Source organism: Stenotrophomonas sp. SAM-B, assembly GCF_013387485.1.
Taxonomy (GTDB): domain Bacteria; phylum Pseudomonadota; class Gammaproteobacteria; order Xanthomonadales; family Xanthomonadaceae; genus Stenotrophomonas; species Stenotrophomonas maltophilia_AA.
Genome location: NZ_JABBXB010000001.1, coordinates 898,281 through 924,025, shown reverse-complemented (window position 1 = coordinate 924,025; position 25,745 = coordinate 898,281). Strand labels below are relative to the sequence as shown.

At 67.6% G+C, this 25,745-nt stretch carries 21 protein-coding genes; 10 read left to right on the top strand and 11 right to left on the bottom strand.

What is annotated here, in order from left to right; translation table 11 throughout:
• Nucleotides 1-60: 60 nt before the first annotated feature.
• From ruvA to aspS, 6 genes are all read right to left on the bottom strand, one after another.
• Nucleotides 61-651, bottom strand: coding sequence for a Holliday junction branch migration protein RuvA (ruvA, locus tag HH110_RS03970; protein WP_088433901.1), 591 nt, complete (start codon nucleotides 649-651; stop codon nucleotides 61-63).
• Between the two features lie 10 nt (nucleotides 652-661).
• Nucleotides 662-1,183, bottom strand: a complete 522-nt coding sequence (ruvC, locus tag HH110_RS03965; protein WP_121039160.1) for a crossover junction endodeoxyribonuclease RuvC — start codon at nucleotides 1,181-1,183, stop codon at nucleotides 662-664.
• Nucleotides 1,184-1,312: 129 nt separating this feature from the next.
• Nucleotides 1,313-2,044, bottom strand: a complete 732-nt coding sequence (locus HH110_RS03960; RefSeq protein ID WP_176988417.1) for a YebC/PmpR family DNA-binding transcriptional regulator — start codon at nucleotides 2,042-2,044, stop codon at nucleotides 1,313-1,315.
• An 83-nt stretch (nucleotides 2,045-2,127) separates the two neighbouring features.
• Entirely contained in the window at nucleotides 2,128-2,760 is a 633-nt protein-coding gene (locus HH110_RS03955) for a triacylglycerol lipase (protein ID WP_176988416.1), read from the bottom strand.
• A gap of 111 nt (nucleotides 2,761-2,871) precedes the next feature.
• Nucleotides 2,872-3,405, bottom strand: a complete 534-nt coding sequence (locus HH110_RS03950) for a GNAT family N-acetyltransferase (protein WP_176988415.1) — start codon at nucleotides 3,403-3,405, stop codon at nucleotides 2,872-2,874.
• 172 nt (nucleotides 3,406-3,577) lie between these two features.
• A complete protein-coding gene (aspS, locus tag HH110_RS03945) occupies nucleotides 3,578-5,335 on the bottom strand; it encodes an aspartate--tRNA ligase (protein ID WP_176988414.1) in 1,758 nt (585 codons plus the stop codon).
• A 204-nt stretch (nucleotides 5,336-5,539) separates the two neighbouring features.
• Here aspS and HH110_RS03940 point away from each other — a divergent pair, with 204 nt between their 5' ends.
• Nucleotides 5,540-6,496 carry a DUF3011 domain-containing protein gene (locus HH110_RS03940; RefSeq protein WP_176988413.1) on the top strand — a complete coding sequence of 319 codons (957 nt, stop codon included), beginning with the start codon at nucleotides 5,540-5,542 and terminating at the stop codon, nucleotides 6,494-6,496.
• Between the two features lie 89 nt (nucleotides 6,497-6,585).
• Here the strand turns inward: HH110_RS03940 and HH110_RS03935 are convergent, their stop codons facing one another.
• Complete coding sequence (locus HH110_RS03935) at nucleotides 6,586-7,221, bottom strand: hypothetical protein (protein ID WP_176988412.1); 636 nt, start codon at nucleotides 7,219-7,221, stop codon at nucleotides 6,586-6,588.
• A gap of 163 nt (nucleotides 7,222-7,384) precedes the next feature.
• Between HH110_RS03935 and HH110_RS03930 the strand changes: the two genes are divergently transcribed.
• Both HH110_RS03930 and ggpS read left to right on the top strand, forming a co-directional pair.
• Nucleotides 7,385-8,653, top strand: coding sequence for an MFS transporter (locus tag HH110_RS03930; RefSeq protein WP_176988411.1), 1,269 nt, complete (start codon nucleotides 7,385-7,387; stop codon nucleotides 8,651-8,653).
• A 62-nt stretch (nucleotides 8,654-8,715) separates the two neighbouring features.
• Nucleotides 8,716-10,962 (top strand): glucosylglycerol-phosphate synthase, encoded by a 2,247-nt coding sequence (gene ggpS, locus HH110_RS03925; RefSeq protein ID WP_176988499.1) that lies wholly within the window; start codon nucleotides 8,716-8,718, stop codon nucleotides 10,960-10,962.
• 225 nt (nucleotides 10,963-11,187) lie between these two features.
• Here the strand turns inward: ggpS and blaL2 are convergent, their stop codons facing one another.
• Nucleotides 11,188-12,090: a L2 family extended-spectrum class A beta-lactamase gene (blaL2, locus tag HH110_RS03920; RefSeq protein ID WP_176988410.1), complete on the bottom strand. Its 903-nt coding sequence runs from the start codon at nucleotides 12,088-12,090 to the stop codon at nucleotides 11,188-11,190.
• A 206-nt stretch (nucleotides 12,091-12,296) separates the two neighbouring features.
• On the opposite strand from blaL2, the gene HH110_RS03915 reads away from it, so the two are divergent.
• Nucleotides 12,297-13,196, top strand: coding sequence for a LysR family transcriptional regulator (locus tag HH110_RS03915; protein ID WP_176988409.1), 900 nt, complete (start codon nucleotides 12,297-12,299; stop codon nucleotides 13,194-13,196).
• A 39-nt stretch (nucleotides 13,197-13,235) separates the two neighbouring features.
• Here HH110_RS03915 and HH110_RS03910 read toward each other — a convergent pair whose 3' ends face one another.
• Nucleotides 13,236-15,092, bottom strand: a complete 1,857-nt coding sequence (locus HH110_RS03910; RefSeq protein ID WP_176988408.1) for an ABC-F family ATP-binding cassette domain-containing protein — start codon at nucleotides 15,090-15,092, stop codon at nucleotides 13,236-13,238.
• A gap of 343 nt (nucleotides 15,093-15,435) precedes the next feature.
• Between HH110_RS03910 and HH110_RS03905 the strand changes: the two genes are divergently transcribed.
• The 4 genes from HH110_RS03905 to ybaL all read left to right on the top strand — a co-directional run bounded on the left by HH110_RS03905 (nucleotide 15,436) and on the right by ybaL (nucleotide 21,119).
• Nucleotides 15,436-17,829 (top strand): TonB-dependent siderophore receptor, encoded by a 2,394-nt coding sequence (locus tag HH110_RS03905; protein ID WP_176988407.1) that lies wholly within the window; start codon nucleotides 15,436-15,438, stop codon nucleotides 17,827-17,829.
• A gap of 82 nt (nucleotides 17,830-17,911) precedes the next feature.
• Entirely contained in the window at nucleotides 17,912-18,337 is a 426-nt protein-coding gene (locus tag HH110_RS03900) for a hypothetical protein (RefSeq protein ID WP_176988406.1), read from the top strand.
• Nucleotides 18,338-18,346: 9 nt separating this feature from the next.
• Entirely contained in the window at nucleotides 18,347-19,237 is an 891-nt protein-coding gene (locus HH110_RS03895; RefSeq protein ID WP_176988405.1) for an XVIPCD domain-containing protein, read from the top strand.
• A 178-nt stretch (nucleotides 19,238-19,415) separates the two neighbouring features.
• Complete coding sequence (gene ybaL / locus HH110_RS03890; protein WP_176988404.1) at nucleotides 19,416-21,119, top strand: YbaL family putative K(+) efflux transporter; 1,704 nt, start codon at nucleotides 19,416-19,418, stop codon at nucleotides 21,117-21,119.
• Nucleotides 21,120-21,125: 6 nt separating this feature from the next.
• Here ybaL and HH110_RS03885 read toward each other — a convergent pair whose 3' ends face one another.
• Nucleotides 21,126-22,007: a GyrI-like domain-containing protein gene (locus tag HH110_RS03885; protein ID WP_176988403.1), complete on the bottom strand. Its 882-nt coding sequence runs from the start codon at nucleotides 22,005-22,007 to the stop codon at nucleotides 21,126-21,128.
• A gap of 167 nt (nucleotides 22,008-22,174) precedes the next feature.
• Nucleotides 22,175-23,476 (bottom strand): O-acetylhomoserine aminocarboxypropyltransferase/cysteine synthase family protein, encoded by a 1,302-nt coding sequence (locus tag HH110_RS03880; RefSeq protein WP_176988402.1) that lies wholly within the window; start codon nucleotides 23,474-23,476, stop codon nucleotides 22,175-22,177.
• Between the two features lie 226 nt (nucleotides 23,477-23,702).
• Here HH110_RS03880 and HH110_RS03875 point away from each other — a divergent pair, with 226 nt between their 5' ends.
• The gene (locus HH110_RS03875; RefSeq protein WP_176988498.1) at nucleotides 23,703-24,422 is read left to right on the top strand and encodes a response regulator transcription factor; all 720 of its coding nucleotides are present in this window, start codon (nucleotides 23,703-23,705) and stop codon (nucleotides 24,420-24,422) included.
• A gap of 3 nt (nucleotides 24,423-24,425) precedes the next feature.
• The gene (locus tag HH110_RS03870) at nucleotides 24,426-25,712 is read left to right on the top strand and encodes an ATP-binding protein (RefSeq protein ID WP_176988401.1); all 1,287 of its coding nucleotides are present in this window, start codon (nucleotides 24,426-24,428) and stop codon (nucleotides 25,710-25,712) included.
• The last annotated feature ends 33 nt before the right edge of the window (nucleotides 25,713-25,745 follow it).

Genomic DNA, 25,745 nt, shown 5'->3' with positions numbered 1-25,745 from the left:
ATGGGGCTCCGGGCGGACGCGGTCGTTGGTGTCGTTAGCTAGGGAAGGCAGGCGCGCGGCTCAGCGCAGCGCGGCCTGCAGGGCCTTGCGGATGACCGTGGCGACGTCGTCACCCTCGGCATTGGCATCACGCGCCATGCGTGCGGCTTCGGTCGGCTTGTAGCCCAGCTGCTGCAGGGCTACGGTCGCCTCGGAGACCGGATCGGTCGCCGGTGCGGCGCCGGCGATCGGCGCGCCGCCCCCGCCGAAATTGGCCGCGCGGTCACGCAGCTCCAGCACCATGCGCTCGGCGGTCTTCTTGCCGATGCCCGGGATGCGGGTCAGCGCGGTGATGTCGCCGGCCTGCAGCATGCGGGCGAATTCGTCCACGCTCACGCCGGACAGCACCGCCAGCGCGATCTTGGCGCCGATCCCGCTGACCTTCTGCACATCGCGGAACAGGCGGCGCTCGCCCTCGCGCAGGAAGCCGTACAGCGAAACGCTGTCTTCCTTCTGCGCGTAATGGGTGAACAAGGTGACCTCGCGGCCCAGTTCGGGCAGGTCGTAGAAGGTGCTCATCGGCGCCTCCAGTTCGTAACCGACGCCATTGACGTCGACCATGAGCCACGGCGGCGCCTTGTAGGCCACGATCCCGCGCAGACGACCAATCATGCAGTGTTCCTCATTTCCGGCTCCAGGCCTGGCGCGCATTGACGCCCAGGCGCAGCGCCGTGGCCCGGACATGGGCGTGGGTGATCGCCACGGCCAACGCATCGGCGGCGTCGGCCTGCAGCTTGGTTTTCAGGTTGAGCATGAGCCCGACCATGTGTTGGACCTGTTGTTTTTCCGCGCCACCGCGGCCGACCACGGCCAGCTTGATCTCGGTGGCGGCGTACTCGCTGACCGGCAGGTCGCGCATCACCACGGCCGAGATCGCCGCGCCGCGCGCCTGGCCCAGTTTCAGGGCCGAATCCGGATTGCGCGCCATGAACACCTTTTCGATGGCCACTTCGTCGGGGCGGTATTCCTCGACCAGGGCGGTCAGGCCGACCACCAGCAGCTTCATCCGCTGCGGGAAGTCGTCGGCGCCCAGCAGGACCAGCGGCAGGTGATGGACATGCACCACCTTGCCGGCGGCGTCCACATCAATGATGCCCACCCCGGTGCGCTGCGAACCGGGGTCGATGCCAAGAATGCGCGTCATGCGGCACGCACACGGCCGCCCGCGGCCCGGGAGGGACACATGCGGCGGGGATAACGGGGAACGGCTGGGGTCATCATGGTCCGCATTGTCCGCTCACCGGTCGCGCAAAGCGACCGGTGAAGCGCCCGCTCAGGCGTAGGCGTCCGCGCCGAGGTCGGCGTTGGAGAACACGTCCTGCACGTCGTCCAGGTCTTCGAGCATGTCCAGCAGCTTCTTGACCTGCAGGGCGGTGTCGCCCTCGACCTTGATGTCGTTGTCGGCGCGGTAGGTGATTTCGGCGTGGTCGGGCGTGAACCCGGCGGCCGCCATCGCATCCTTGACGGCGTGGTAGCTGTCGGCCGCGGTGACCACGTCGATCGCCCCGTCTTCCGGGTAGACCACGATGTCGTCCGCGCCGGCGTCGATCGCGGCTTCGGTGACGGCTTCTTCGTCCGCACCGGCGGCGAAGTGCAGCACGCCCAGGCGCTTGAACATGAACGATACCGAGCCTTCCGTGCCCATGTTGCCGCCGCACTTGCTGAACGCATGGCGGACATCGGCCACGGTGCGCACGCGGTTGTCGGTCAGGCAGTCCACGATCACGGCCACGCCACCGGGGGCATAGCCCTCGTAGCGGATCTCTTCGTATTCGACGCCTTCCAGCTCACCGGTCGCCTTCTTGATGGCGCGCTCGATCACATCCTTGGACATGTTCGAGGACAGGCCCTTGTCCATGGCCACGCGCAGGCGCGGGTTGTTGTTGGGGTCGCCTCCACCGCCGCGCGCGGCAACGCCGATCTCGCGGATGATCTTGGTGAAAATCTTGCCGCGCTTCGCGTCAGACGCGTTTTTGCGGTTCTCGATGGAGGGGCCTCTACCCATGGGGTGACTCTCGTGCTTCTGTCAGGAACAGGGCGCGAATTCTACCTGATCCGCCGGCCGGCCCGTGTCAGTGCCCAGCCCGCTCAGGCGGCGTGGGCCGCATCATCACGCCGGAACCGGCCATCGCGCAGGAACGCGGCGGTCTGGCGCGCGGCATCCGGCGAGAACACCAGCCCGCTGTGGCTGGCCGGGATCACGCAGTGGTCGGCCAGGCCCGGCAACTGCGTCTCATCCAGCGCCACGGTGCCATCGGAGGCATCGCCACAGGCGCCGAGCAGGCTGCCCAGCCCGTGCGGGACCGAACCGGCGATCAGCCCGACCTGCGCCCTGCCCTCCCACGCCGGCAGGCCATCCAGCAGCAGTTCCGAGCTGCGGCCGAGCGCCAGCGACCAGCCGTGATCGCTCAAGGAGCGCGCGGTCACGCTGCCGCGCAGCGGCGAACCCAGGCAGACCACCCGCGACACCGGCAGTTCGGGCGCCCGCCGCAGGGCCTCCAGCGCGACCAGCCCGCCCAGGCTGTGGCCGACCAGGGAAATCGGGCCACTGCCCTGGAGCCGCTCCAGCAGCTGGGGCACGGCCACGTCCGGGCCACCGAACACGCTCGAATAGCCGAAGGTGTCCACGGCGAAGCCACGGGCGCGCAGGCGCCAGGCCAGGGGGCCGACCCAGGCGCGTGCGTTCCAGATGCCGTGCAGCAATAAAACAGGGGGATTCATGGTGTCAGCCTAGCCCGATGGGCGGGGCGCCTGCAGAAGGAAACAGCGTCATTAGACGAATGGACCGGACAACGGCAGGTGAAGCCGCTGCAGGCCGTGAAAGTGTCACGCTCAGGCCGCCGTGGGCGGGCGGCGCAGGATGAACTCCAGGTCGAGCACCTTGCCAACCGGGAACTCATAGGTACCGACCTTGCTGAAGCCGTAGCGGGCGTAGAAACGCTGCGCGCCGAAGTTCTCCGACCACACGCCCAGCCACAGCGTGCGCGGTCCCTCGCGTTCCAGCCAGGCCAGCGCGGTTTCGAACAGGCGGCTGCCCCAGCCACAGCTCTGCTGGTCCTTGATCAGGTACAGGCGCTTGAGCTCGCCATCGCCGGGCTGCACCTCGGCATGCGGCAGGCCACAGGGACCGGCGGCGGCATGACCCACGGCAACACCGTCCAGCTCCAGCAGCCAGACCGCGTAGTCGGGGTGTTCAAGAATGATGCGCTGGCGCTGCGCCGGGTAAGCCTCATCGAGGAAGGCCTGCAGGTCCTCCGTCGGGTACAGATGGCCGAAGGTTTCCACGAACGTGCGCGTGGCCAGCACCGACAGGGTCTGGGCGTCGTCCGGGGTGGCGCGGCGGATGGTGTAGCGGCCTGGGGTCACGGCGGGAGCATCGGCATCGGCGAGAACCGCCAATTTACCTGAACGTGGCGGCGATGGCGCCCCACGACCCGCGAACCTGTCGATCATGGCGGGCCAGGATCCGCAGCAGGCACCGACCACCGGTCGGTACCTGCCACGTGTCGACGCCGACCGGGGGCCGGCGCGTCCCGGCTTATTCCTTGACGGCGCGCGGGCGGACCTGCACGTGCACTTCGGCCAGCTGCTCGTCCGGGATCGGCGACGGCGCGCCGGTCATCAGGCACTGCGCGCCGGTGGTCTTCGGGAACGGGATGACGTCGCGGATCGATTCGGTACCGGCCATCAGCGCGGCGATACGGTCGATGCCGAACGCGATGCCGCCGTGCGGCGGCGCGCCGAAACGCAGCGCATCGAGCAGGAAGCCGAACTTGCCCTCGGCCTCTTCGGCGCCGATGCCCAGCAGCTCGAACACCGCGCTCTGCATGTCCGAACGGTGGATACGGATCGAGCCACCGCCGATCTCGTTGCCGTTGAGCACCATGTCATAGCCGCGCGACACGGCGGTCTTCGCGTTGGCGCGCAGGTCGGCGATGTCGTCCACCGCCGGTGCGGTGAAGGGGTGATGCAGAGCGACGTAGCGCTGGGCTTCGTCGTCGTATTCGAACATCGGGAAGTCGGTGACCCACAGCGGTGCCCAGCCGGCGGTGACCAGGTTGAAGTCCTTGCCGGCCTTCAGGCGCAGGGCGCCCATGAAGTCGGAGACCTTGTTGTAGCCACCGGCGCCGAAGAACACGATGTCGCCGTTGCCGGCACCGACGTGGGCGACCAGCGCGGCGAAGGCCTCTTCGCTGAAGAACTTGGCGATCGGCGAGCTGACTTCACCACTGTCGCTGATCTTGATGTACGCCAGGCCCTTGGCGCCGTACTTGGCGGCATGCGCGGCGTATTCGTCGATCTGCTTGCGCGACAGGCTGGCACCGCCCGGAACGCGCAGCGCGGCCACGCGGCCATCGGCATCGTTGGCGGCGGCGGTGAACACCGGGAACTCGCTGGTCTTGACCAGCTCGGCCACGTCCACCAGCTCCAGCGCGATGCGCAGGTCCGGCTTGTCCGAGCCATAGCGACGCATCGCCTCGGCCCAGGTCATGCGCGGGAAGCTGGCGGCCAGCTCGACGTCCACCACTTCCTTGAAGATGGCGCGGATCATGTTCTCGACGAAGTCCTGCACATCCTGCTCGCGCACGAAGGCGAACTCCATGTCCAGCTGGGTGAATTCCAGCTGGCGGTCGGCGCGCAGGGCCTCGTCGCGGAAGCAGCGCGCGATCTGGTAGTAACGGTCGAAGCCGGCCACCATCAGGATCTGCTTGAACAGCTGCGGGCTCTGCGGCAGGGCGTAGAACTCGCCCGGGTGCATGCGCGCCGGCACCAGGAAGTCGCGGGCGCCTTCCGGGGTGGCCTTGGTCAGGATCGGGGTTTCGATGTCCTGGAAGCCGGTGGCGTCCAGGTGGCGGCGCAGGGCCTGCACCAGCTTGATGCGGGTGCGCTGCATGCGCTGCATTTCCGGACGGCGCAGGTCGAGGTAACGGTACTTCAGGCGGGTTTCCTCGCCCGGGTTCTCGTGCGCGTGGAACGGCAGCGGCTCGGCCTTGTTGAGGACGGTGATGGCCGTGGCGATCACTTCCACCTTGCCGGTGCGGAGCTTGTCGTTGGCCGCATGGCGCGCGCGCACCACGCCTTCCACCTGCAGCACGTCCTCGTAGCCCAGGCTGGCGGCCACGGCGAACACGGCCGCGTTGTCGACTTCCACCGTCACCTGCACGATGCCTTCATGATCGCGAAGATCGATGAAGCACACGCCGCCCTGGTTGCGGGCGACGTCGGTCCAGCCGGCGAGGGTAACGGTTTGGCCAATCAGGGTCTCGTCGACCAGGCCACAGAAGTGGGTACGCATGGGGGTAAAGCTCCGCAGGAGAATGCCGGCATCAGGTTGCGCCGGACAGCCCTTTATTCTGCGACGTCGGCCCGGCCGGGGCAAATCCCCCTGCGCCGTGAGCCGGCCCGGCGGCGCCCGGATGGCCCGCCCGGGCGGCATCACGCCTTTTGAACCCCGACTCTTCCTATAGTCCGCGCACCAACGACCGCAAGGGATGCCGCCATGAACAGACGTCTGACCGTTGCCTGCCTGGCCGCCGCACTGGCCTGTACCGCCCCGGCCGCCCAGGCCCAGATGAGCACCCGCGCCTACGCGCCGGAAAACCTGTCGCAACTGTCCAGCAGCGACCGCAGCCGGGTCATCACCCAGGAATACGCCGACCAGTCCAATGGCCGCCGGATTCCGGACGACCAGCTGCGCTTCTACCTGGCCCAGGTCAATTCGGGCTGGAACTTCTCGCGGATCAAGCAGGACATCGCCACGTCCCTGCGCGGCAATGGCGGCGGGGGCGGCTGGAATGGCGGCGGCAACGGACCGGGCAACAGCGGCACGGTCCGCTGCGAAAGCCAGGACAACCGCGAGCGGGTCTGCAACACCGGCTGGCGCAGCGCCCGGCTGTCGCGCCAGATCTCCGGGACCACCTGTACCGAGGGCCGCAACTGGGGCTCGCGCAACGGAACGGTCTGGGTCAGCGGCGGCTGTCGCGCCGAGTTCGTCGAGGGCCGGGGCAACGGCGGCAACTGGGGCGGCGGCGGCGGTGGCACCGGCGCGACGATCCGCTGCGAGAGCCAGGACAACCGCGAACGGAGCTGCAACACCGGCTGGCGCAATGCGACCCTGGTCCGCCAGATCTCCGGTACGGCCTGTGTCGAGGGCCAGACCTGGGGCGTGCGCAATGGCGCGGTCTGGGTCAACCGCGGCTGCCGCGGCGAGTTCGCCGAAGCGCGTGGCAACAGCGGCGGCAACTGGGGCGGTGGCGGCGGCAACAGCAATTACAGCGTGACCTGCAGCAGCAACGACAAGCGCCAGCAGACCTGCGCCTGGGACGACCGCCAGGGACGTCCGGCACTGGTCCAGCAACTGTCCGGCACGGCGTGCGTGGAAGGCCGCAGCTGGGGCTACAGCAACGGCAGCCTGTGGGTCAGCGGCGGCTGCCGCGCCCGTTTCGGCGCACGCTGAGCGCTGCCACATCGTGGTAGGTGCCGACCGCTGGTCGGCACCCTCCCCTCACGGCGCCGGAGAACAGGCTTCGGTGCTACCGGACGGAATTACGGTGCAGGGGTCTCGCTGCCCCACGGCGCCGGCGGCAAGGCCACCGGCTTGCTCAGATCGAACACCACCTGGAAGTGGCGCCCGCCGGGACGGGTCAATTCGTAGACGAAGCGCTGGTCCGGCTCGACCTCCATCGCCCACGTGTTCTGCACCGAGGCGAGCATGTCGGCCTTGCGGAACATCGCCACCGAGTCCGAATCCACCGGGAATGACTGACGTTGCGCGGTGCCTGGCGGCTTGCTGTCGCCGCCGTACAGCGTGACCGCATCCGGACTGCCGTCTTCGTGGCGGTGATCGTGCTTGAGCCGCAGCCCATTTTCGGTGCGACTCAACACCCAGGTGCGCGAGTGGTCGTCGCCGACATGGAAGGGAATCCGCAGCTCATGTGCCGGATCCTCACAGCCACGCACATGCATGACCAGCCGTTTGCCCTCGAAGGGATCGGGTGCATCGGTGCGCGGCTCATTGACCGCGATGCGGCCCTCGAACGCCTTGCCGCAATGCGCAGCGACGGCAGACATGAAGGCATCGGACGGCGCCATCGAGACTTCATGGCCGACGGTGTCGTTGGAGCCGCTGCAGGCGGTGATCGCCAGTGCAGCCGCCAAGGGAAGAAGTTTGACTACATTCATGGCCCCACCCTAACGGGCCCGAACGACCAGCGCAAACCAGGCGTCCTGCCCCCGTCGTGACACGCACACGCGCGCCCGCAGCGCTGCAACCGGGACTTCATCCCCCCTGTGTTATGGTCGGTCACGTGACTCGTTCGCCTTCTTCCCCACGAAGGACGCACGCATGTTGCGGTTGACCGCCCTGCTCGCCGGCGTGGCGCTGTTGCTGACCGGCAGCGGCCTGCTCGGCACTCTGCTGGCGGTGCGCGGTGGCGAAGCCGGCTTCGGTGCCGGTACGTTGGGGTTGGTGATGTCCGGCTATTTCGCCGGTTTTTTCATCGGCACCTTCTTCGCCCCCTCGCTGATCGGCCGCATCGGCCATATCCGTGCGTTTGCCTTCTTTGCCGCCCTCGCCGCCATCGCGGTGCTGCTGCACCCTCTGTGGATCAATCCCGTGGGTTGGGGCGTGCTGCGCATCCTCACCGGCATCGCGCTGGTGGGCCTTTATACGGTGATCGAGAGCTGGCTCAACGCCGAGCCCGACCCGCGCCTGCGCAGCCGCGCCTTTTCGCTTTACATGGTGGTCAACCTCTCGGCACTGGCCCTCGGCCAGGTGCTGCTGATGCTCGGCGACGCCGGCGCGACCTCGATGTTCATGCTCACCGCGATCCTGGTCTGCGCGGCGGTATTGCCGGTCACCGCTACGCGCCTGCGCCCGCCGGAAATCCCCTCGGTGCCGCGCCTGAAACTGGCGCGGCTGTATGCGATGGCACCGGTGGCGACGGTTGCCGCCGGCCTCTCCGGCCTGGCGATGGGCGCGTTCTGGGGCCTGCTGCCGGTCTACGCCGGCGAGGTCGGCCTGGACGGCAACGGCGTCGCCCTGTTCATGCTGACCGCCATCGCCGGTGGTGCCTTGCTGCAATGGCCATTGGGCCACATCAGCGATGGACATGACCGCCGCACCGGACTGGTCGCACTGAGCCTGGCCGCGGCCGGCATCGCCGTGGTGGCCTCCTTGCCGATGATCCAGCTGCAGACCCATCTGCTGTTCGGGCTGTTCTTCTTCTACGGCGGGCTGGCCTTCGCGCTCTATCCCTTCGCGGTCGCGCACATGCTGGATTACCTGCCGCGCGAGGATCTGCTGTCCGGCTGCTCCAGCCTGCTGCTGGTGCATGGCGTCGGCGCGGCGCTCGGCCCCGCGCTGGCGGGCGCCGCCATGCAGCGTTTCGGTGCGCCGGCACTTCCGCTGTACTTCGCGGTGGTGCTGATGCTGCTGGCGCTGTTCACCACCGCGCGCCTGCTCAGCTTCCAGCGCCTGCGCACGCATCCGGTCGGGTTTCGGCTGATGCTGCGCACCACGCCGTCGGCACTGGAGCTGATGCCCGAGACCGACACCGCGCCGCCGGATTCCGATTCCCCCCTCCCCTCTGACTCCGATAAGGAAGTGCATTGACTGTTTCGACACCGACCTCCCTCACTCCAACCCGTACACCGCCGGCCCCGCCGGCACCGCAACTGATCCTCGCCACCGATCTGGATGGCACCTTCCTCGCCGGCGATCCCGCCGCGCGCCATCGGCTCTACCGGCTGGTCGACCAGCACCCCGGCATCCGCCTGATCTTCATCACCGGCCGCGGCCTGGAAGCGGTGATGCCCCTGCTCTCCGATCCGGCCATCCCGCGTCCGGATTACGTGGTCTGCGATGTCGGCGCCACCGTCGTCGACGGCCACACCCTGCAGCCGCTGCAGCCCCTGCAATCGATGATCGATGCGCACTGGCCAGGCGAGCAGGTGGTCGCCGCGGCGATGCGCCCGTTCACCGCGCTGCAGCGCCAGGACGTTCCCCAGGAACGCCGCTGCTCGTACTTCTGCGATCCCGACACGCTGGCGCCGCTGCGCGCGCAGATCCAGGCTGCCGCACAGGCGCTGGGCTGCGATGTGCTGTACTCGGCCGACCGCTATCTCGACATCCTGCCGCCCGATACCGACAAGGGCCGCACCCTGGCCGCGCTTGCGCGCCTGCTGGAACTCCCTCGCGACCGCATCCTGGTGGCCGGTGACACCCTCAATGACCTGTCGATGTACACCTCCGGTTTCCGCGGCGTGTGCGTCGGCGATTCCGAGCCGGCACTGACCGCCGCCACCGCCGACCTGAAGCACACCTACCACGCGCAGGCGCCCGGCTGCGGCGGGATCCTCGAGGCGATCGAACAGTTCGGCCTGCTCGCCGATGACGATCCTTTCCTGCGTCCGCCGGCACAGGCGCGCGCCGACGGTGCGGACCTGGTGATGGTCTACCACCGCCTGCCCTTCGATGAAGTGATGGAAGACGGCGTGCTCGTGCAGCGCCCACCGCGCTCGCCGAACGGCATCATTCCCTCGCTGCTGAGCTTCTTCGAAGGCGGCCAGAAAGGGTCGTGGGTGGCCTGGGGCATCGACGAGCCCAAGCGCGGCCCGTTCCAGACCCATCTGGCGGTGGATGCCGAGCGCTACCCCACCCTGACCGCCGCGCGCGTGCCGCTGAGCAAGCAGGAGGTGGACATCTTCTACAAGCGCTTCTCCAAGGAAGCGTTCTGGCCGATGCTGCATGTGTTCTGGGAGCGCGCGAAGTTCCGCGAAGAAGACTGGCAGGTGTTCCTGAAGGTCAACCGCAAGTTCGCCGAGGCCACCGCCGCCGAAGCCGCGCATGGCGCGACCGTGTGGATCCACGACTACAACCTGTGGATGGTGCCGGCCACGCTGCGTGAGCTGCGCCCGGACCTGAAGATCGCGTTCTTCCACCACACCTATTTCCCCTCGGCCGATGTGTTCAACGTGGTGCCGTGGCGCCGCGAGATCATCGGCAGCCTGCTCAGCTGCGACTACATCGGCTTCCACATTCCACGCCAGGTGGAGAACTTCGTCGACGTGGTCCGCGGTGCGATGCCGGCCGAGCGGCTGGCCTGGGAAAGCTGCGCACCCCGCTTCCTCACCTACGGGTGTGCGGTCGGCCTGGACACGATGACCACGCGCCTGCGCGTGGGCGATCGCGAAGTCGCGCTCGGTGCGCATCCGGTTGGCACCGATCTGCGCCGCATCCACAACGTGCTCGCGCGCAGCGACGTGCGCAACGACATCTTCAAGCTGCGCCGCGAGATCGGCGCGCGCAAGCTGGTGCTGTCGGTGGAGCGGCTGGATTACACCAAGGGCACGCTGGCCAAACTGGAAGCCTTCGAACGGCTGCTGGAACAGCATCCGGATCGCCAGGGCAAGGTCACCCTGCTGATGATCTGCGTCCCCGCCGCGCGCGAGATGACCATCTACCGCACGCTGCAGAACCAGATCGAACAGGCGGTCGGGCGGATCAACGGGCGCTTCTCGCGGCTGGACTGGACCCCGGTACGCTTCTTCGCGCAGGCGTTGCCGTTCGAGGAAGTGGTGGCGCATTACGCGGCCGCGCAGGTGATGTGGATCACCCCGCTGCGCGATGGCTTGAACCTGGTGTCCAAGGAGTTCGTGGCCACGCAGGGCATCGAGGGCAGCAACGGTGTGCTGGTGCTCAGTGAGTTCGCCGGTGCGGCCGCGGAGCTGAAGGGCGCGGTGTTGACCAACCCACACGATCCGGCCGATCTGACGGCAGGGCTGCTGCAGGCGTTGTCGATGCCCGACGACGAAGCGACCGGGCGCATGCGGCAGTTGTTCGGCAGCGTGGAGTACTACGACGTGGACCGCTGGGGCCGGGATTTCCTGGAGGCGGTACGCAACAGCCACCCCGAAGGCTGACGCCGGAACGGTGGTGCCGGCCGTTGGCCGGCTCTGCTGCAGGCGGTGCGGGCTGCGTGCGATGCGGGTTTCGTGGGTAGTGCCGGCCGCTGGCCGGCTCCACGCGGTGCTGGCTGCGGGCGATCACGGCGGTGAGCGGTGACTGCTTCATGGGGAGCCGGCCAGCGGCCGGCACTACCCTCAGTGCGCACCGACCAACGGTCGGTGCCTATCGGGCGGCGTGGCCTACCCGGCCTGCTGCATGATGCCTTCGGCGATCACTGCGACCTGCCGCAGCACGTCGTTGCGGCCGGCATCATCGACCGTCGCGCCCTGCAGGTAGCTGGTCAGCACCCACGGAGCGCCGCCGGCGAGCGGCCACAGGATCGCGATGTCGTTGGTGGTGTCCTCGCCATTGCTGCCGGTCTTGTCGCCCACCCGCCATGCCTTGGACAGCCCGGCGCGCAGACGCGCATCGCCGGTTTCATTGTCGATCAGCCAATCGGCCAGCTGCTGTTTCGAGGCGGGCTTGAGGACGTCACCGAGTACGAAGCGCTGCAGGCTGGCGGCCATCGCGGCCGGGCTGGTGGTGTCGCGCGGATCGCCCGGGGCGAACCGGTTCATCTCCGGCTCGAGTCGATCATTGCGCGTCACCGCATCGCCATTCGCGCGCAGGAACGCGGTCACGCCGGCCGGCCCACCGACCATGCCCAGCAGCAGGTTCGCCGCCGGATTGTCGCTGGTGATCATGGTCGCCCGGCACAGGTCACGCACCGTCACGTCCTTGCCGATATGCCGCGTGGTCACCGGGGCATGCGAGAGCATGTCCCGCTGGCGCACGGCCACGCGCCGGTCCAGCGAGAGCCTGCCCTGGTCGGCCAGATGCAGGACAGCCGCGGACAACACGAACTTGAACGTGCTGCACATCGGGAAGCGTTCGTCCTGCCGATTGCCGGTGCGCCAGCCGGTGCCGGTGTTGAGCAGGGTCACGCCGAGGCGCCCACCGCTCGCTGCTTCCAATGCCGCGAAGTCCTTCGCCGCGGCGGTTGATTTCGGCGAGGGCAGCGGGGTCTTGGCAAAGGCAGCGGCGGCCAATGCCGAGGCGGCGGCCGCGCCGGTCCATTGCAGGAACTGTCGTCGAGCGATCATGCGGTTCTCCGTGGCGAAGGCCTGAGTATTGGCAGGTTGCGGCGCCGCCACCAGCGAGGATTTTCAGCGGCAGCCATTACCTGCCCTCATGCCTACCGGACCAACCTCTGGGAATGAACGCAGGAATTGCCCTCATCTCTGCCAGCTGCTCCCCGCAGCAGCCCCCTCAGTGCGAAGATGCATCACTCCTGCTCACGGCTCGACCCATGCTCCGCCCCCAGCTGCCGCTCAATGCCCTGCGCGCCTTCGAGGCCGCTGCACGGCACCAGAATTTCACCCGCGCCGCGTTGGAGCTGTGCGTCAGCCAGGCCGCGCTGAGCCATCAGATCCGGGCGCTGGAGGACCGGCTGGGTGTGTCGCTATTCACCCGGTTGCCGCGCGGGGTCGCCCTGACCGATGAAGGAGCCCGCCTGTATCCGGTGCTCAATGAGGCCTTCGACCGCATCGCAGTGAGCCTGGACCGTTTCGTCGGCGGGCACTTCCGCGAGGTATTGAGCGTGGGCGTGGTCGGCACCTTCGCCACCGGCTGGCTGCTGCCACGCCTGGGCGATTTCAACGCGCGGCATCCGGATATCGAGCTGCGCCTGCAGACCCACAACAACCGCATCGATCTGGCCGGTGAAGGGCTGGACCTTGCGATCCGGTTCGGCGACGGCGATTGGCAGGGGCAGGTCAGCGATGCGGTGCTGGATGCACCGTTCGCGCCCCTGTGCGCACCCGCGCTGGCACGTACGCTGCGGCAGCCGCGCGATCTGGCCAATGTGGCGTTGCTGCGCTCCTACCGAAGCGACGAGTGGCCACGCTGGCTGCAGGCGGCCGGGGCTCCGGAGCTGGAAGCGCGCGGGCCGGTGTTCGATTCTTCCCTGACGCTGGCCAGTGCCGCCGCGGCCGGCGCCGGCGTGGCGCTGTTGCCGTTGAAGATGTTCGAGCAGGACCTGGCCCAGGGGCGCCTGATCCAGCCGTTTGCACAGACGCTGGACCTGGGGCGGTACTGGCTGACGCGGCTGCGCTCGCGCGCCGAAAGCGATGCGGCGCGACGGTTCCGGGAATGGCTGGAGGCGCAGGACGATGTGCCGACCAACGGTCGGCACCTACCGGTTGCCTGAGGGTGCCAGGTAGATGCCGACCGTTGGTCGGCATGCCGTTTACGCGTCCAGGAATTCCATCCACGTCTGCTCGGCCTTGGTGAGCAGGGTCGCGGTGGCTTCACGATCGCGGCCGAGGACTGCCATGCGGGTCGCATCGGCGTAGTTGGCCGGGTTGGCCAGCTCGCGGTCCAGGTCGGCCAGCAGCGCCTCCAGTTCGCCCACCTTGGCTTCGGCAGCAGCCAGCTTGTGGGGATTGACCGGCTTCTTCGGCGGCAGCGGCGGGGTCGGCGGCACCGGCTCCGGGGCGGCCGCGGCCATCTTCTGCTTGGTGCCCTGCGCGGCAGGACGCGAACGCAGCCAGGCGGCGTAGGCATCCAGATCGCCATCGAACGGCTCGACCACGCCATCGGCGACGCGCCAGAAGGTATCGCAGACCAGGCCGATCAGATGGCGGTCATGCGAGACCATCACGATCGCGCCCTCGAAGTCGGCCAGTGCTTCGGCCAGCGCTTCGCGCATTTCCAGGTCCAAGTGGTTGGTCGGTTCGTCGAGCAGCAGCACGTTCGGCTGCTGGTAGGCGATCAGCGCCAGCGCCAGGCGCGCGCGTTCGCCACCGGAGAAGCCGTCCACCGGTTCGAAGGCACGGTCGCCGGCGAAGTTCCACTTGCCGAGGAAATCGCGGAAGGACTGGTTCGGTGCATCCGGCGCCAGGTCGCGGAAGTGCTCCATCGGCGACTGCCCTTCATGCAGCGACTCCACCGTGTGCTGGGCGAAGTAACCGATGCGCAGGTCCGGATGCGCGGCGCGCTCGCCGCTGATCGGGTCCAGTTCGCCCACCAGGGTCTTCACCAGGGTGGTCTTGCCGGCGCCGTTCGGACCAAGCAGGCCGATGCGCTGGCCGGCTTCCAGGCCGAAGCCCACGTTGTGCAGGATCACCGAATCGGCGCCGTAACCGGCCTCGACATGGTTCAGGCGGATCAGCGAGAACGGCAGTTTGGCCGGCGGGGCGAATTCGATGCGGAACTCGCGCTCGGCGCGCACGGCTTCGGTGCCGGCCAGCTTGGCCAGGCGCTTCATGCGGCTCTGCGCCTGCGCGGCCTTGCTGGCCTGCGCCTTGAAGCGGTCGATGAAGCTCTGCAGATGCGCGCGCTCGGCCTGTTCCTTGTCGTGGGCGAGCTGCTGCTGGCGCAGCTGTTCGGCGCGCTGGCGCTCGAAATCGGTGTAGCCACCGACGTACAGCTTGGCGCCGCCACCGTGCAGATGCAGGGTGTGGGTGGCCACGTTGTCGAGGAACTCGCGGTCGTGCGAGATCAGGAGCAGGGTGCCGGGGTACTTGAGCAGCCACTGTTCCAGCCAGAACACCGCGTCCAGATCCAGATGGTTGGTCGGTTCGTCGAGCAGCAGCAGGTCGCTGGGCATCATCAGCGCGCGCGCCAGGTTCAGGCGCACACGCCAGCCGCCGGAGAACGAGGAGACCGCGCGCGAGTGCGTCTCGGCCGGGAAGCCCAGGCCGTGCAGCAGCTTGCCGGCGCGCGCTTCGGCGTCATAGGCGCCGATCTCGGCCATGCGCTGGTGGGCGGTGGCGACCGCTTCCCAGTCTTCACGCGCGGCGGCGGCGGCTTCCTCGCGCATGACGGCGGCCACCTCGGTGTCGCCCTCCAGCACGAACTGCAGCGCCGGGTCGGGCAGCGACGGGGTTTCCTGGGCCACGCTGGCGATGCGGATCTTGCCGGGCAGATCGACGTCGCCCTTGTCCGCCTCCAGCTCGCCCTTCACGGCGGCGAACAGGCTGGACTTGCCAGCGCCATTGCGGCCGACCACGCCGACGCGGTACCCCGCGTGCAGGGTCAGGTCGACGTTGGACAACAGCAGCCGCTCGCCACGGCGCAAGGCGAAGTTACGAAGGGAAATCATCTTGGGGGTCCATATAACGGAATGGAATGTGCTCGTGAGCACCTTTCCTGCGACGTAATTCTAGCGTTAACGAATACTTGACGGGCCCCGGGATGCGCGGCAGGCCTCGTTTCTCTCTCCCACGACCCTGCCTGCGCCCCCCGGGACCCTCCTGTCAGATCCTCGACCTCACGTAAATGGTTGCTGCTGCAACGTTTTTTGCGAACATGGCAAATATTTGACAAGCGATGAATATCCCGTTAATCCGTCTCTTGCGCACCGCAACAACCGCCTTCGCAGACCCGATCCTCGATGTCGTGATGTCGCTTTGGTGCAGCACCGCCCCTACCGGAGCCACATCCTGATGAACCGCAAGACCAGTACGCTCGCCGCCGCCGTAGCTGTCGCGCTCGGTATGTCCAGCTTCGCCGCCACCGCCCAGGACGCGCCCGCCCGCACGGCGGCCAACACCCTGGACACCATCATCGTCACCGGTACCCGCGTAGCCGACCGTACCGTGGCCGAGTCGCAGTCGCCGATCGACATCATCACCCCCGAGGCGCTGCAGTCCACCGGCACCACCGAGCTGGCCACCGCGCTGGCCCGCGCCCTGCCCTCGCTGAACTTCCCGCGCCCGGCGCTGACCGATGGCACCAGCGGCATCCGCCCGGCGCAGCTGCGCGGCCTGTCCCCGGACCAGGTGCTGGTGCTGGTCAACGGCAAGCGCCGCCACACCTCGGCGCAGATCAACGTCAACGGCAGCATTGGCCGTGGCTCCTCGGCGGTGGACATCAACGCGATCCCGATCGCCTCGATCGAGCGCGTGGAAGTGCTGCGCGACGGCGCCTCGGCGCAGTACGGTTCGGACGCCATCGCCGGTGTGATCAACATCGTGCTCAAGGGTTCGTCCTCCGGCGGCAGCCTGGCGCTGGACGCCGGCCAGTACTCGGCCGGTGACGGCAACAAGTACCAGCTCTCCGGCGATACCGGCATCGGCTTCGCCGACGGCCGCGGCAGCGTCCACGTGGCCGGCCAGATCGTCCAGCAGGACGAGAGCAACCGGGCCGGCCCGTACCAGGGCACCGCGCCGAACACCGGCAACTTCCCCAACATCGGCCAGACCACCTTCGTGGTCGGCGACCCGCAGGTGGATGCGACCGCCGCCTCGGCCAACGCCAGCTTCCAGTTCAGCGACCACGTCTCGGCCTACGCCACCGCGATGGCCAGCAACCGCGACATCACCTCGTTCGCGTTCTACCGCTCGCGCAACAACAGCAACCAGGGCCCGCTGCTGGCGCAGACCTACCCGGACGGCTTCGTGCCGGAGATCAACCAGTACTCCAAGGACCGCTCGCTGGTCGCCGGTGTCAAGGGCGGCTCCGACAACGGCTGGAACTGGGATGTCAGCTACAACTATGGCGCCAACAAGATCGACTTCCACACCCGCAACAGCATCAACTACGCGCTCGGTGTGAACAGCCCGCGCTCGTTCTACGACGGCGCGCTGGAGTACACCCAGAACATCGTCAATGCCGACGTGACCAAGACCCTGGACTGGGGCCTGGCCTACCCGGTCACGCTGTCCTTCGGCGGTGAGTACCGCAAGGAGAAGTGGGAGCAGTCGGCCGGTGAACTGAACTCCTACACCGGCAGCGGTGCGCAGGGCTTCGGCGGCTTCACCCCGCTCAACGCCGTCGACGCCGACCGCGACAATTACGCCGTCTATGCCGGGCTGGAAGCCGACCTCACCGACAAGTTCTCCGCCGGCGTGACCGGCCGCTACGAGGACTACTCGGACTTCGGCGACAAGTTCTCCGGCAAGCTCTCCGCACGCTACGCCTTCACCGACAAGGTCGCCCTGCGCGCCACTGCCTCCAGCGGTTTCCGCGCTCCGTCGCTGGCCCAGCAGAGCTACCAGGCGGTGACCAGCACGATCGTCAACGGCGTGTTCGTCGAACGCGGCACCTTCCCGACCACCAGCCCTGCCGCGCAGGCGCTGGGTGCCAGCCCGCTGAAGGCCGAAAGCTCGACCTCGTACAGCCTGGGCCTGGTGCTGCAGCCGGTGGATCGGCTGTACCTGACCGTGGATGCGTACCAGATCGACATCGACGACCGCATCGTCTTGTCGACCAACATCACCACCAATGACGCCGCCAACGCACTGCTGTCCGGGCTGGGGCTGCCGGGCGTCACTGCGTTCTCCTACTTCACCAACGGCGTGGACACCCGCACCCGCGGCGTGGATGCGGTCTCCAGCTACACGATTCCCTTCGCCGCCAGCTCGCTGGAGCTGACCGCTGCATACAGCTACAACGAAACCGAGGTGAAGAAGTTCATCGGCTCGCCGCCGGTGTTCGGCACGCTGGGCATCACCCAGTCGCTGATCGGCCGCGATGAGATCGGCCGCATCGAGGACAGCTACCCGCGCGACAAGACCATCCTCAGCGGTACCTGGCGTTCGGACCGCTGGGACCTGAACCTGGCGGCCACCCGCTACGGCTCGTTCACCGTGCGCAATTCGGCGACCGCCCTGCGCGACCAGACCTACGACGCCTCGTGGGTGCTGGATGCCTCGGCCAGCTACAAGCCGAGCGAGAACTGGACCCTGACCCTGGGCGCGGACAACATCCTGGACGAATACCCGGACCGCACCGTGGACCTGCAGAACTCCACCTGGGGCATGCTGCCGTACAGCAACTACTCGCCGTACGGGTTCAATGGTGCGTACGTATACGGGCGCGTGACCTACAAGTGGTAACAGGGGTAGTGCCGGCCGCTGGCCGGCACTACTGTGCGCCCCGACACGCATTTCACACGCGGCGCCATGCCAGAATCCAGGCATGAATCGCCCAGACCTCCCACTGAACCTGTCCAGCAGCGCACGCCGCGTGGTGCGCTGCGCCGTCGCATGGGCGGCGCTGGCGGCAGTCCCGCTTTCCGGATGTGCAGGAGATCACGTGAAACCGAGCTATTCCAAGTCAAGCGTCGAGCCGGTCGTGGTGACCAAAGTGTCCGACTCCACCCTCCAGGTGCAGTTCAAGAATCCACTTGAAAGCATGTATTACGCCGCGGGAATCAGCTACGTTGTCGAGGCAGACATCATGAAGATCGTCATCGACCGGTGTCCGATTTCTGGTGACTGCGCGACCATGCTGCGTCGTCACATCGTGCCTGGCCCGCCCAAGCCTGCGGTGCAGGATATTCCGCTGTTGGCGCCTCGCGTTGTGATGGTTTTCGCCGACGGCGAAGAACAGGTCTTTCCATAAGGGTGTGCCATGACTGAGAAAACGGTCCTGGGCATCCACAGCCATGTAGACCCCAACACGCAGGGCTCGCTCAACCAGCTCATCGATGGCCACGCATGGATCTCCGTGACCCGCGGAGGCGACACACGCTATTACGGCCTCTGGCCGGATGCGCACTCCGAAGTGCCGGACAATGGGCCTGGAACTGACATCCGCGAAGGAATGGAAGCCGAATTGGTCCCTTCGGCCTCCCGCTACTACGAGCTGACACCCGAGCAGGAAAAGCAGCTCGATCAGGCCCTGAACGAGAATGTCACATGGGCCTACACCAACACCTGCGCGTCATGGGCGACGGCCACGGTCTCCAAGGTGACCGGGCAAACGCTGGATGCCGGCGAGCTGATGCTCACCGATACGCCCCGGGAACTGATCGAATCCATCCGCAAGGCAGAACGCCTTCAGCCCACTACCCCGGCGAACCCGCAGCCTCCGCCGGAACCCAGGCAGCAGGGATCCAGTGCAGGATCGCTGAGCGACACGTCCCTGTCGCTGCACCAACAAGCCATCGAGGGCGTCCACAAGCTGGACGCAGCCCTGGCAAGGCAGCCTGACCAGTCCAGCGAGCGCATGGCCGCCAGCCTGGCGAACCTGGCCCGGGCCCAAGGTCTAGAGCGGATTGACCACGTTGTCCTGGGAAAACCTACTGGCCCCTCTTCCGACTCACAGAACGTATTCGTGATCCAGGGCGCGCTGGACGACCCTGCCCACCGGCGGGCCCATATGGGGATCGACGCCGCAGTGCATACCTCGGTCGACGATTCGATCCGGCAACTGCAGCAGATCGACCGCCAGCAGGCTGCAGCTACGGTCGCCGAACCTGCCCAGGTACTTGAAGAGGTCCAGCATCGGCGGCTGGTTTGATCCAGTCCCGTTGAGACAGCCACTGACTGGCGCCACGACGAACGACCCGAAGAGGGTGCACCTGGAACCGGCGGCGTAGGGCCGGAGTGAGCGTGCCTGCCCAGGCAAACCACGCTACGGTTTGCCGTATCCAGCCGCATCGGTGAAAATCGGGGCATTCCCCACATTGCGAGCCCCGATGCACCATGACACCGACCTGATCAACATCGTGGCCGTTGGCCTTGGGCTCGCCTTCATCCTTGGCGCGCTGGCCAACAAACTGCGTTTGTCCCCGCTGGTCGGTTACCTGGTTGCTGGCATCTGCGTAGGCCCGTTCACCCCCGGCTTCGTCGCCGACCAGGCGCTGGCCAACCAGTTGGCCGAGATCGGCGTGATGCTGCTGATGTTCGGGGTCGGCCTGCATTTCTCGCTGAAAGACCTGATGGAGGTCAAAGCGATCGCCATCCCGGGTGCGATCGGCCAGATCCTGGTCGCCACCCTGCTCGGCTGGGGCTTGGCGGCCCTGATGGGCTGGCCGGTGATCTACGGCGTGGTGTTCGGCTTCTCGCTGGCCACGGCCAGTACCGTGGTGCTGCTGCGCGCGATGGAAGAACGGCGCCTGCTGGAGACCACGCGCGGCAAGATCGCCATCGGCTGGCTGATCGTGGAAGACCTGGCCTGCGTTCTGGCCCTGGTGATGATGCCGGTTCTGGCCGGCGTGTTCGGCCCGGACGCGGCCAATGAGACCCATACCGTCGGCAGCGTGCTGGCCAGCATCGGCTGGACCTTCGTGCAGCTAGGCCTGTTCGTGGCGGTGATGCTGGTGGTCGGGCGCCGCGTGATCCCGTGGATCCTGGAGCGCATCGCCGGTACCGGTTCACGCGAGCTGTTCACCCTGGCCGTGCTGGCGATCGCGCTGGGCGTGGCGTTCGGCTCGGCAATGCTGTTCGGCGTGTCGTTCGCGCTGGGCGCGTTCTTCGCCGGCATGCTGCTCAACGAATCCGAACTCAGCCACAAGGCCGCCAACGATTCGCTGCCGCTGCGCGATGCGTTCGCGGTGCTGTTCTTCGTCTCGGTCGGCATGCTGTTCAACCCGGCCATCCTGATCGAGCACCCGTGGCAGGTCCTGGCCACCGCGGCGATCATCATGTTCGGCAAGTCCGCCGCTGCGTTCGTGATCGTGCGTGCCTTCGGCCACCCGACCGGTACCGCGCTGACCATTTCGGCCAGCCTGGCGCAGATCGGCGAATTCGCCTTCATCATCGCCGGCCTCGGCGTGACCCTGAAAATTCTGCCGCCGACCGGGCAGGCGCTGGTGCTGGCCGGTGCGTTGATCTCGATCATGCTCAACCCGCTGGTGTTCGGCCTGCTCGACCGCTGGCTGCTCAAGCACCAGGAAACCGCCCCGACCACGGTGGAGACCGAGCTGCCACCCGGCCCCTCGCTGGACCTGCACGACCATGCCATCGTGATCGGCTACGGCCGCGTCGGCAGCGCGCTGGCGCAAGTGCTGCGCGACCGTGGCGTGCCGGTGATGATCATCGACGACAACAAGGAACACGTCGCCGAGGCGCATGCGGCCGGCCTGCCCGGCATCCGTGGCAGCGCCGCCTCCGACCGCGTGCTGGCCGAAGCGCATCCCGAGCGCGCCAAGATCGCCGTGCTGGCGATCCCGCAGCCGCTGGAAGCCGGTGAGACGCTGGCCAAGCTGCGCGCGCTCAATCCCGGCCTGACCCTGCTGGCACGTGCGCACAGCGATGCCGAGGTGAAGCATCTGCTCGCCCATGGCGCCGATGGCACGGTGATGGCCGAGCGCGAGCTGGCTTACTCGCTGGCCGAGATGGTGATGTCCACCCCGCCGTACCGCGCGATGAGGCAGCAGCACAGCATTCCGGTGGTGTGAGGGACGCTACGCGACCGGCACGCAGATATCCGCACGCAGGATCGCCTCAGGGACCTCTTCCGGATCGTCGAGGTAGTGGTAATACAGCTCGGCATCGCGCAGCGTGTGGCCGCTCTCGGGCAGCCAGTCCCGCAGCAGTACGTCGGTGGCGGCCTCCAGCCCTGCATGGCTGCCCACATGGCGCAGCACCGCATACGCGCCGCCGCCCAGCGTCAGCGCGCGCAGCGGTGCCGGCAGCGCGTGCGGCGTGCGAGCGAACCCCATGCCGCAGTCGAACACGCACTCGCGCACCGGGACATCGCGGTGATCGGTGCGTGCGATGCCGACCAGCTGCTGCAACTGCTCGGCCCAGCCCTGCTCGGCCGACCAGGTGAAAATCTCGCCGAACGCCTGGTCCAGATCATCGAAGGCGCCTTCCCTGCGTAGCGCCACCACATCGAAAGGCTCCAGCATGGTCACGGTCACTTGTAGGGGGACCGCGTCGGCGCTGTGATCACCCGCCGGCAGCGATAGCTGCTGCTGCCAGTGGCTGCGCAGCCCGGCATCCTCGCGCAGGGTACTCGGCGTGGCATCCAGCGCTTGACGGCAGGCACGGGCCAGCGCCTGCGGACTCTCATAACCGACATGCAAGGCGACCTCGGTGACCCGGCTGTCCGCCTGGCCCAGCAGCGTCAGCGCCTGCAGCAGGCGCAGGCGGGCCACGGTACGCCCGGGGGTTTCGCCGGTCAGCGCGCGGTACAGACGATGGAAGTGGAACGGGGACTGGTGCGCGATCGCGGCCAGTGCCTCCAGATCGGGCAAGGGATCGCCAGCGCGCAGGCACGCCTGCAGATGGGCGATGACGCGGTCGATACCGTGGCGCTGGCGTACCTGGGCAATGCGGCTCATGGCGGGCTCCATCTCGGGGTGACGCTCAGCGTGCGTCGTGCCCCACCCCGGCGCGTGGCCGATCTTGCGCAGTTGGGGGATCGTCAGCCGATCCTAACCCTGCCGGTAGAGCCACGCCAAAAAACCCCACGGCGGCCGGCCCGCACCGGCCGCCGTGGGTCCTGCCTCTACGCCTTGGCCAACGCCTGCTCGAGGTCCGCCAGCAGGTCGTCGATGTGCTCGATGCCCACCGACAGCCGCACCGTGTCTTCGCTGACGCCCGCCTTTTCCAGCTCGGCCGCATCCAGCTGCCGGTGGGTGGTCGAGGCCGGATGCGTGGCCAGGGATTTGGCATCGCCCAGGTTCACCAGCCGGGTGAACAGCTGCAGCGCATCCAGGAAGCGCGCGCCAGCCGCGCGGCCACCGGGCAGGCCGAAGGTCAGCACGCCGGAGCCGTGCCCACGCAGGTACTTGTGCACCAGCGCATGTTCGGGGTGGTCGGGCAATGCGGCGTAGTTCACCCAGGCGACCTTGGGATGTCCCTGCAGGTGCTTGGCCACGGCCAGGGTATTCGCGTTGATCCGGTCCAGCCGCAGCGCCAGCGTCTCGATGCCCTGCAGGATCAGGAAGGAATTGAACGGCGAGATCGCCGCGCCGGTATTGCGCAGCGGCACCACCCGCGCGCGACCGATGTAGGCAGCCGGCCCAAGGGCTTCGGTGTAGACCACGCCGTGGTAGCTCACGTCCGGCTCGTTCAAGCGACGGAAGCGCTGCTTGTGCTCGGCCCATGGGAAGCGCCCGGAGTCCACGATGGCGCCACCCAGGCTGGTGCCATGACCGCCGAGGTACTTGGTCAGCGAATGCACCACGATGTCCGCGCCGAAGTCGAACGAGCGTTGCAGGTACGGCGTCGCCACCGTGTTGTCGACGATCAGCGGCACGCCATGCGCATGCGCGATCTTCGCCACCGCCTCGATGTCGGTGATGTTGCCGCGGGGGTTGCCGATCGACTCGACGAACACCGCCTTGGTGCGGTCATCGATCAACGCGCCGAACGCCTGCGGATCGCGATAGTCGGCAAAGCGCGTCTCAATGCCGAACTGCGGCAGCGTATGTGCGAACAAGTTGTAGGTGCCGCCATACAGCGCGCTGGCCGAGACGATGTTGTCGCCTGCTTCGGCGATGGTCTGGATCGCGTAGGTGATCGCGGCCTGCCCCGACGCCAGCGCCAGCGCACCGATCCCACCTTCCAGCGCGGCGATGCGCTGCTCCAGCACATCGGTGGTGGGATTCATGATGCGGGTGTAGATGTTGCCCGGCACCTTCAGGTCGAACAGGTCCGCGCCGTGCTGGGTGTCATCGAAGGCGTAGGCCACGGTCTGGTAGATCGGCACCGCCACCGCGCGCGTGGTCGGGTCGGGCCGGTAGCCGCCATGCACGGCGATGGTCTCCGCGCGCCACTGTGATTCGGGACTGCCGTGTTCGGACATATCGCATCGCCTCCGGTTGAACCCCGACAATACCCGCGGCCACGCATACGTTGTCATGCCGATCGCGCATGGTCTTAGTCGCCCCGGTGATCTGCGCCGCCCACCGCACGCCGACGCATGGTGTCCGTTGTCCGGGGTTCAGCGATTCCGCCCCGCCCCATTGCTAGTCTTCCGCGCCAGGGCGACACCGCCCACTCCCGGCAAGGAACCCCGGACGATGTCCGCAATGCATTGGATGCCCGACAACCTGCCCCTTGCGCGGCCGCAGGTTTTGTTGGTGGAAGACGACCGTCGTCTCGGCGAGCTGGTGCAGCACTACCTGGGTGAACATGGTTTCGCCGTAGTGACGGTGCACCGCGGTGACCAGGCTGTGGACGCCTGCCGGCGCCTGTCACCACAGGTGGTGGTGCTGGATCTGATGCTGCCCGGCATGGGCGGGATCGACGTATGCCGGCAGATCCGCGCGTTCTCGGAGGTGCCAATCCTGATCCTGACTGCCTGCGAAGACGACGTGGAGCAGGTGCTGGGGCTGGAATCAGGGGCCGACGACTACGTGCTCAAGCCGATCGAGCCGCGCTTGCTGCTTGCCCGGCTGCGCGCCCTGCTGCGACGCCAGCAGCCGGCCGGCGGTAATCGCCGCAAGGCGAGCTTCGGCGGCCTGCACATCGATCGCGCCGAGCGCGAGGTGAGCCATGAGCAACAACGGATCGAGCTGAGCACCACCGAATTCGAAATCCTGTGGGTGCTGGCCAGCCAGCCCGGGCAGATACTCTCGCGCGACCAGATCCTGCTGGCGGTGCGCGGCATCGGCTTCGATGGCCTGGACCGCAGCGTGGACGTCTGCATCGGCAAGCTGCGCCGCAAGCTCGGCGACGACCCGCGCGAGCCCCGCCGGATCAAGACCATCTGGGGCCGAGGCTACCAGTTCAACCCGGCGGGATGGTAAGCCGTGATTCGATTGTTCCTGCGCCTGTGGCTGATTACCGGCGCCTGCTTCGTCGTGTCGGTGCTTGGCCTGAACCTGCTGCTGGACCGGATCTACTCGCCGGTGCAGGACGCGCTCTTCGTGCAGCAGTTGCGGGGCCAGGTGCACACCCTGCGCGAGGGCCTGGCCGGTCGCGACCGGGCGCAACAGCGCCAACAGCTGGCGCAGTGGCAGCCGCATTACGGCATCGCCTTGTCCCTGCTCGATACGCCGCCCACCGTCTCCGCCGACGAGCAGGCGGCGCTGCGCGCGCACGGCTTCGTGGTCCGTGACGCCTTCCAGTGGGTGCTGTTGCCGATCGACGGCGCAGAAGGACGCTGGCTGAGCCTGCGCCTGCCCGGTGAGGTTTCCATGACTCTGCACATGACGATACTCGCCTACGTCAGCGTGCTGTCGCTGTTGGGCGCGAGCATCTTCCTGTGGGTGCGGTTGCTGTGGCGTGATCTGGAAATCCTGCGCGGGCATGCCGACCGCATCGGGGCCGGCGACCTGCACGCGCGAGCGCAGGTATCGCCGCGTTCGCAGATCCGGGTGATCGTGGAGCATTCCAACCGGATGGCGAGGCGGGTGGCCGACCTGGTGCAGGGCCAACGTGACCTGACCCATGCGGTATCGCACGAACTGCGCACACCGGTCGCGCGCCTGGCGTTCGGGCTGGATCTGGTCGAAGAGGCAAGCGAGGAGCGCCGACCGGCCCTGCTGCAGGGCATGCGCGCCGATCTGGCCGAACTCAACCGGCTGGTCAACGAACTGCTGGCGTACGAACGGTTGGAACATCGCGACGATGACCGTCGCTGGCCCGCCGTCGACGCACTGCGCTGGTTGCAGGACAGCCTGGCAGACCCACTCCGCGACGCGGCTGCCACCGGTATCGGACTGGCGCTGTGCCGCTGCGATGCAGCCAGCCTGCACGTCGACGCGCGTTTGATGCAACTGGCCCTGAGCAACCTGGTCTGCAACGCGCTGCGCCATGCACGCAGCCAGGTGCAGGTGAGTCTGCTGCAGACCGACGATGACTGCTGCCTGCGCGTGGACGATGACGGCGAAGGCATCGCCGAGGCCGACCGCCTTCGCGTGCTGCAGCCGTTCACCCGGCTCGACGACAGCCGCAACCGCGACACGGGCGGCTTCGGGCTGGGCCTGGCGATCGCGCGTCGCATCGCCGAGCGCCATCATGGGAGTGTGGTGGTATCGCGCGCCTCGCTGGGCGGCGCACGGTTGGAAATCCGCTGGCCGTGCGCCCGAGGCTGAACCGCCGCCGGACCCGGTTACATCTGATTACAA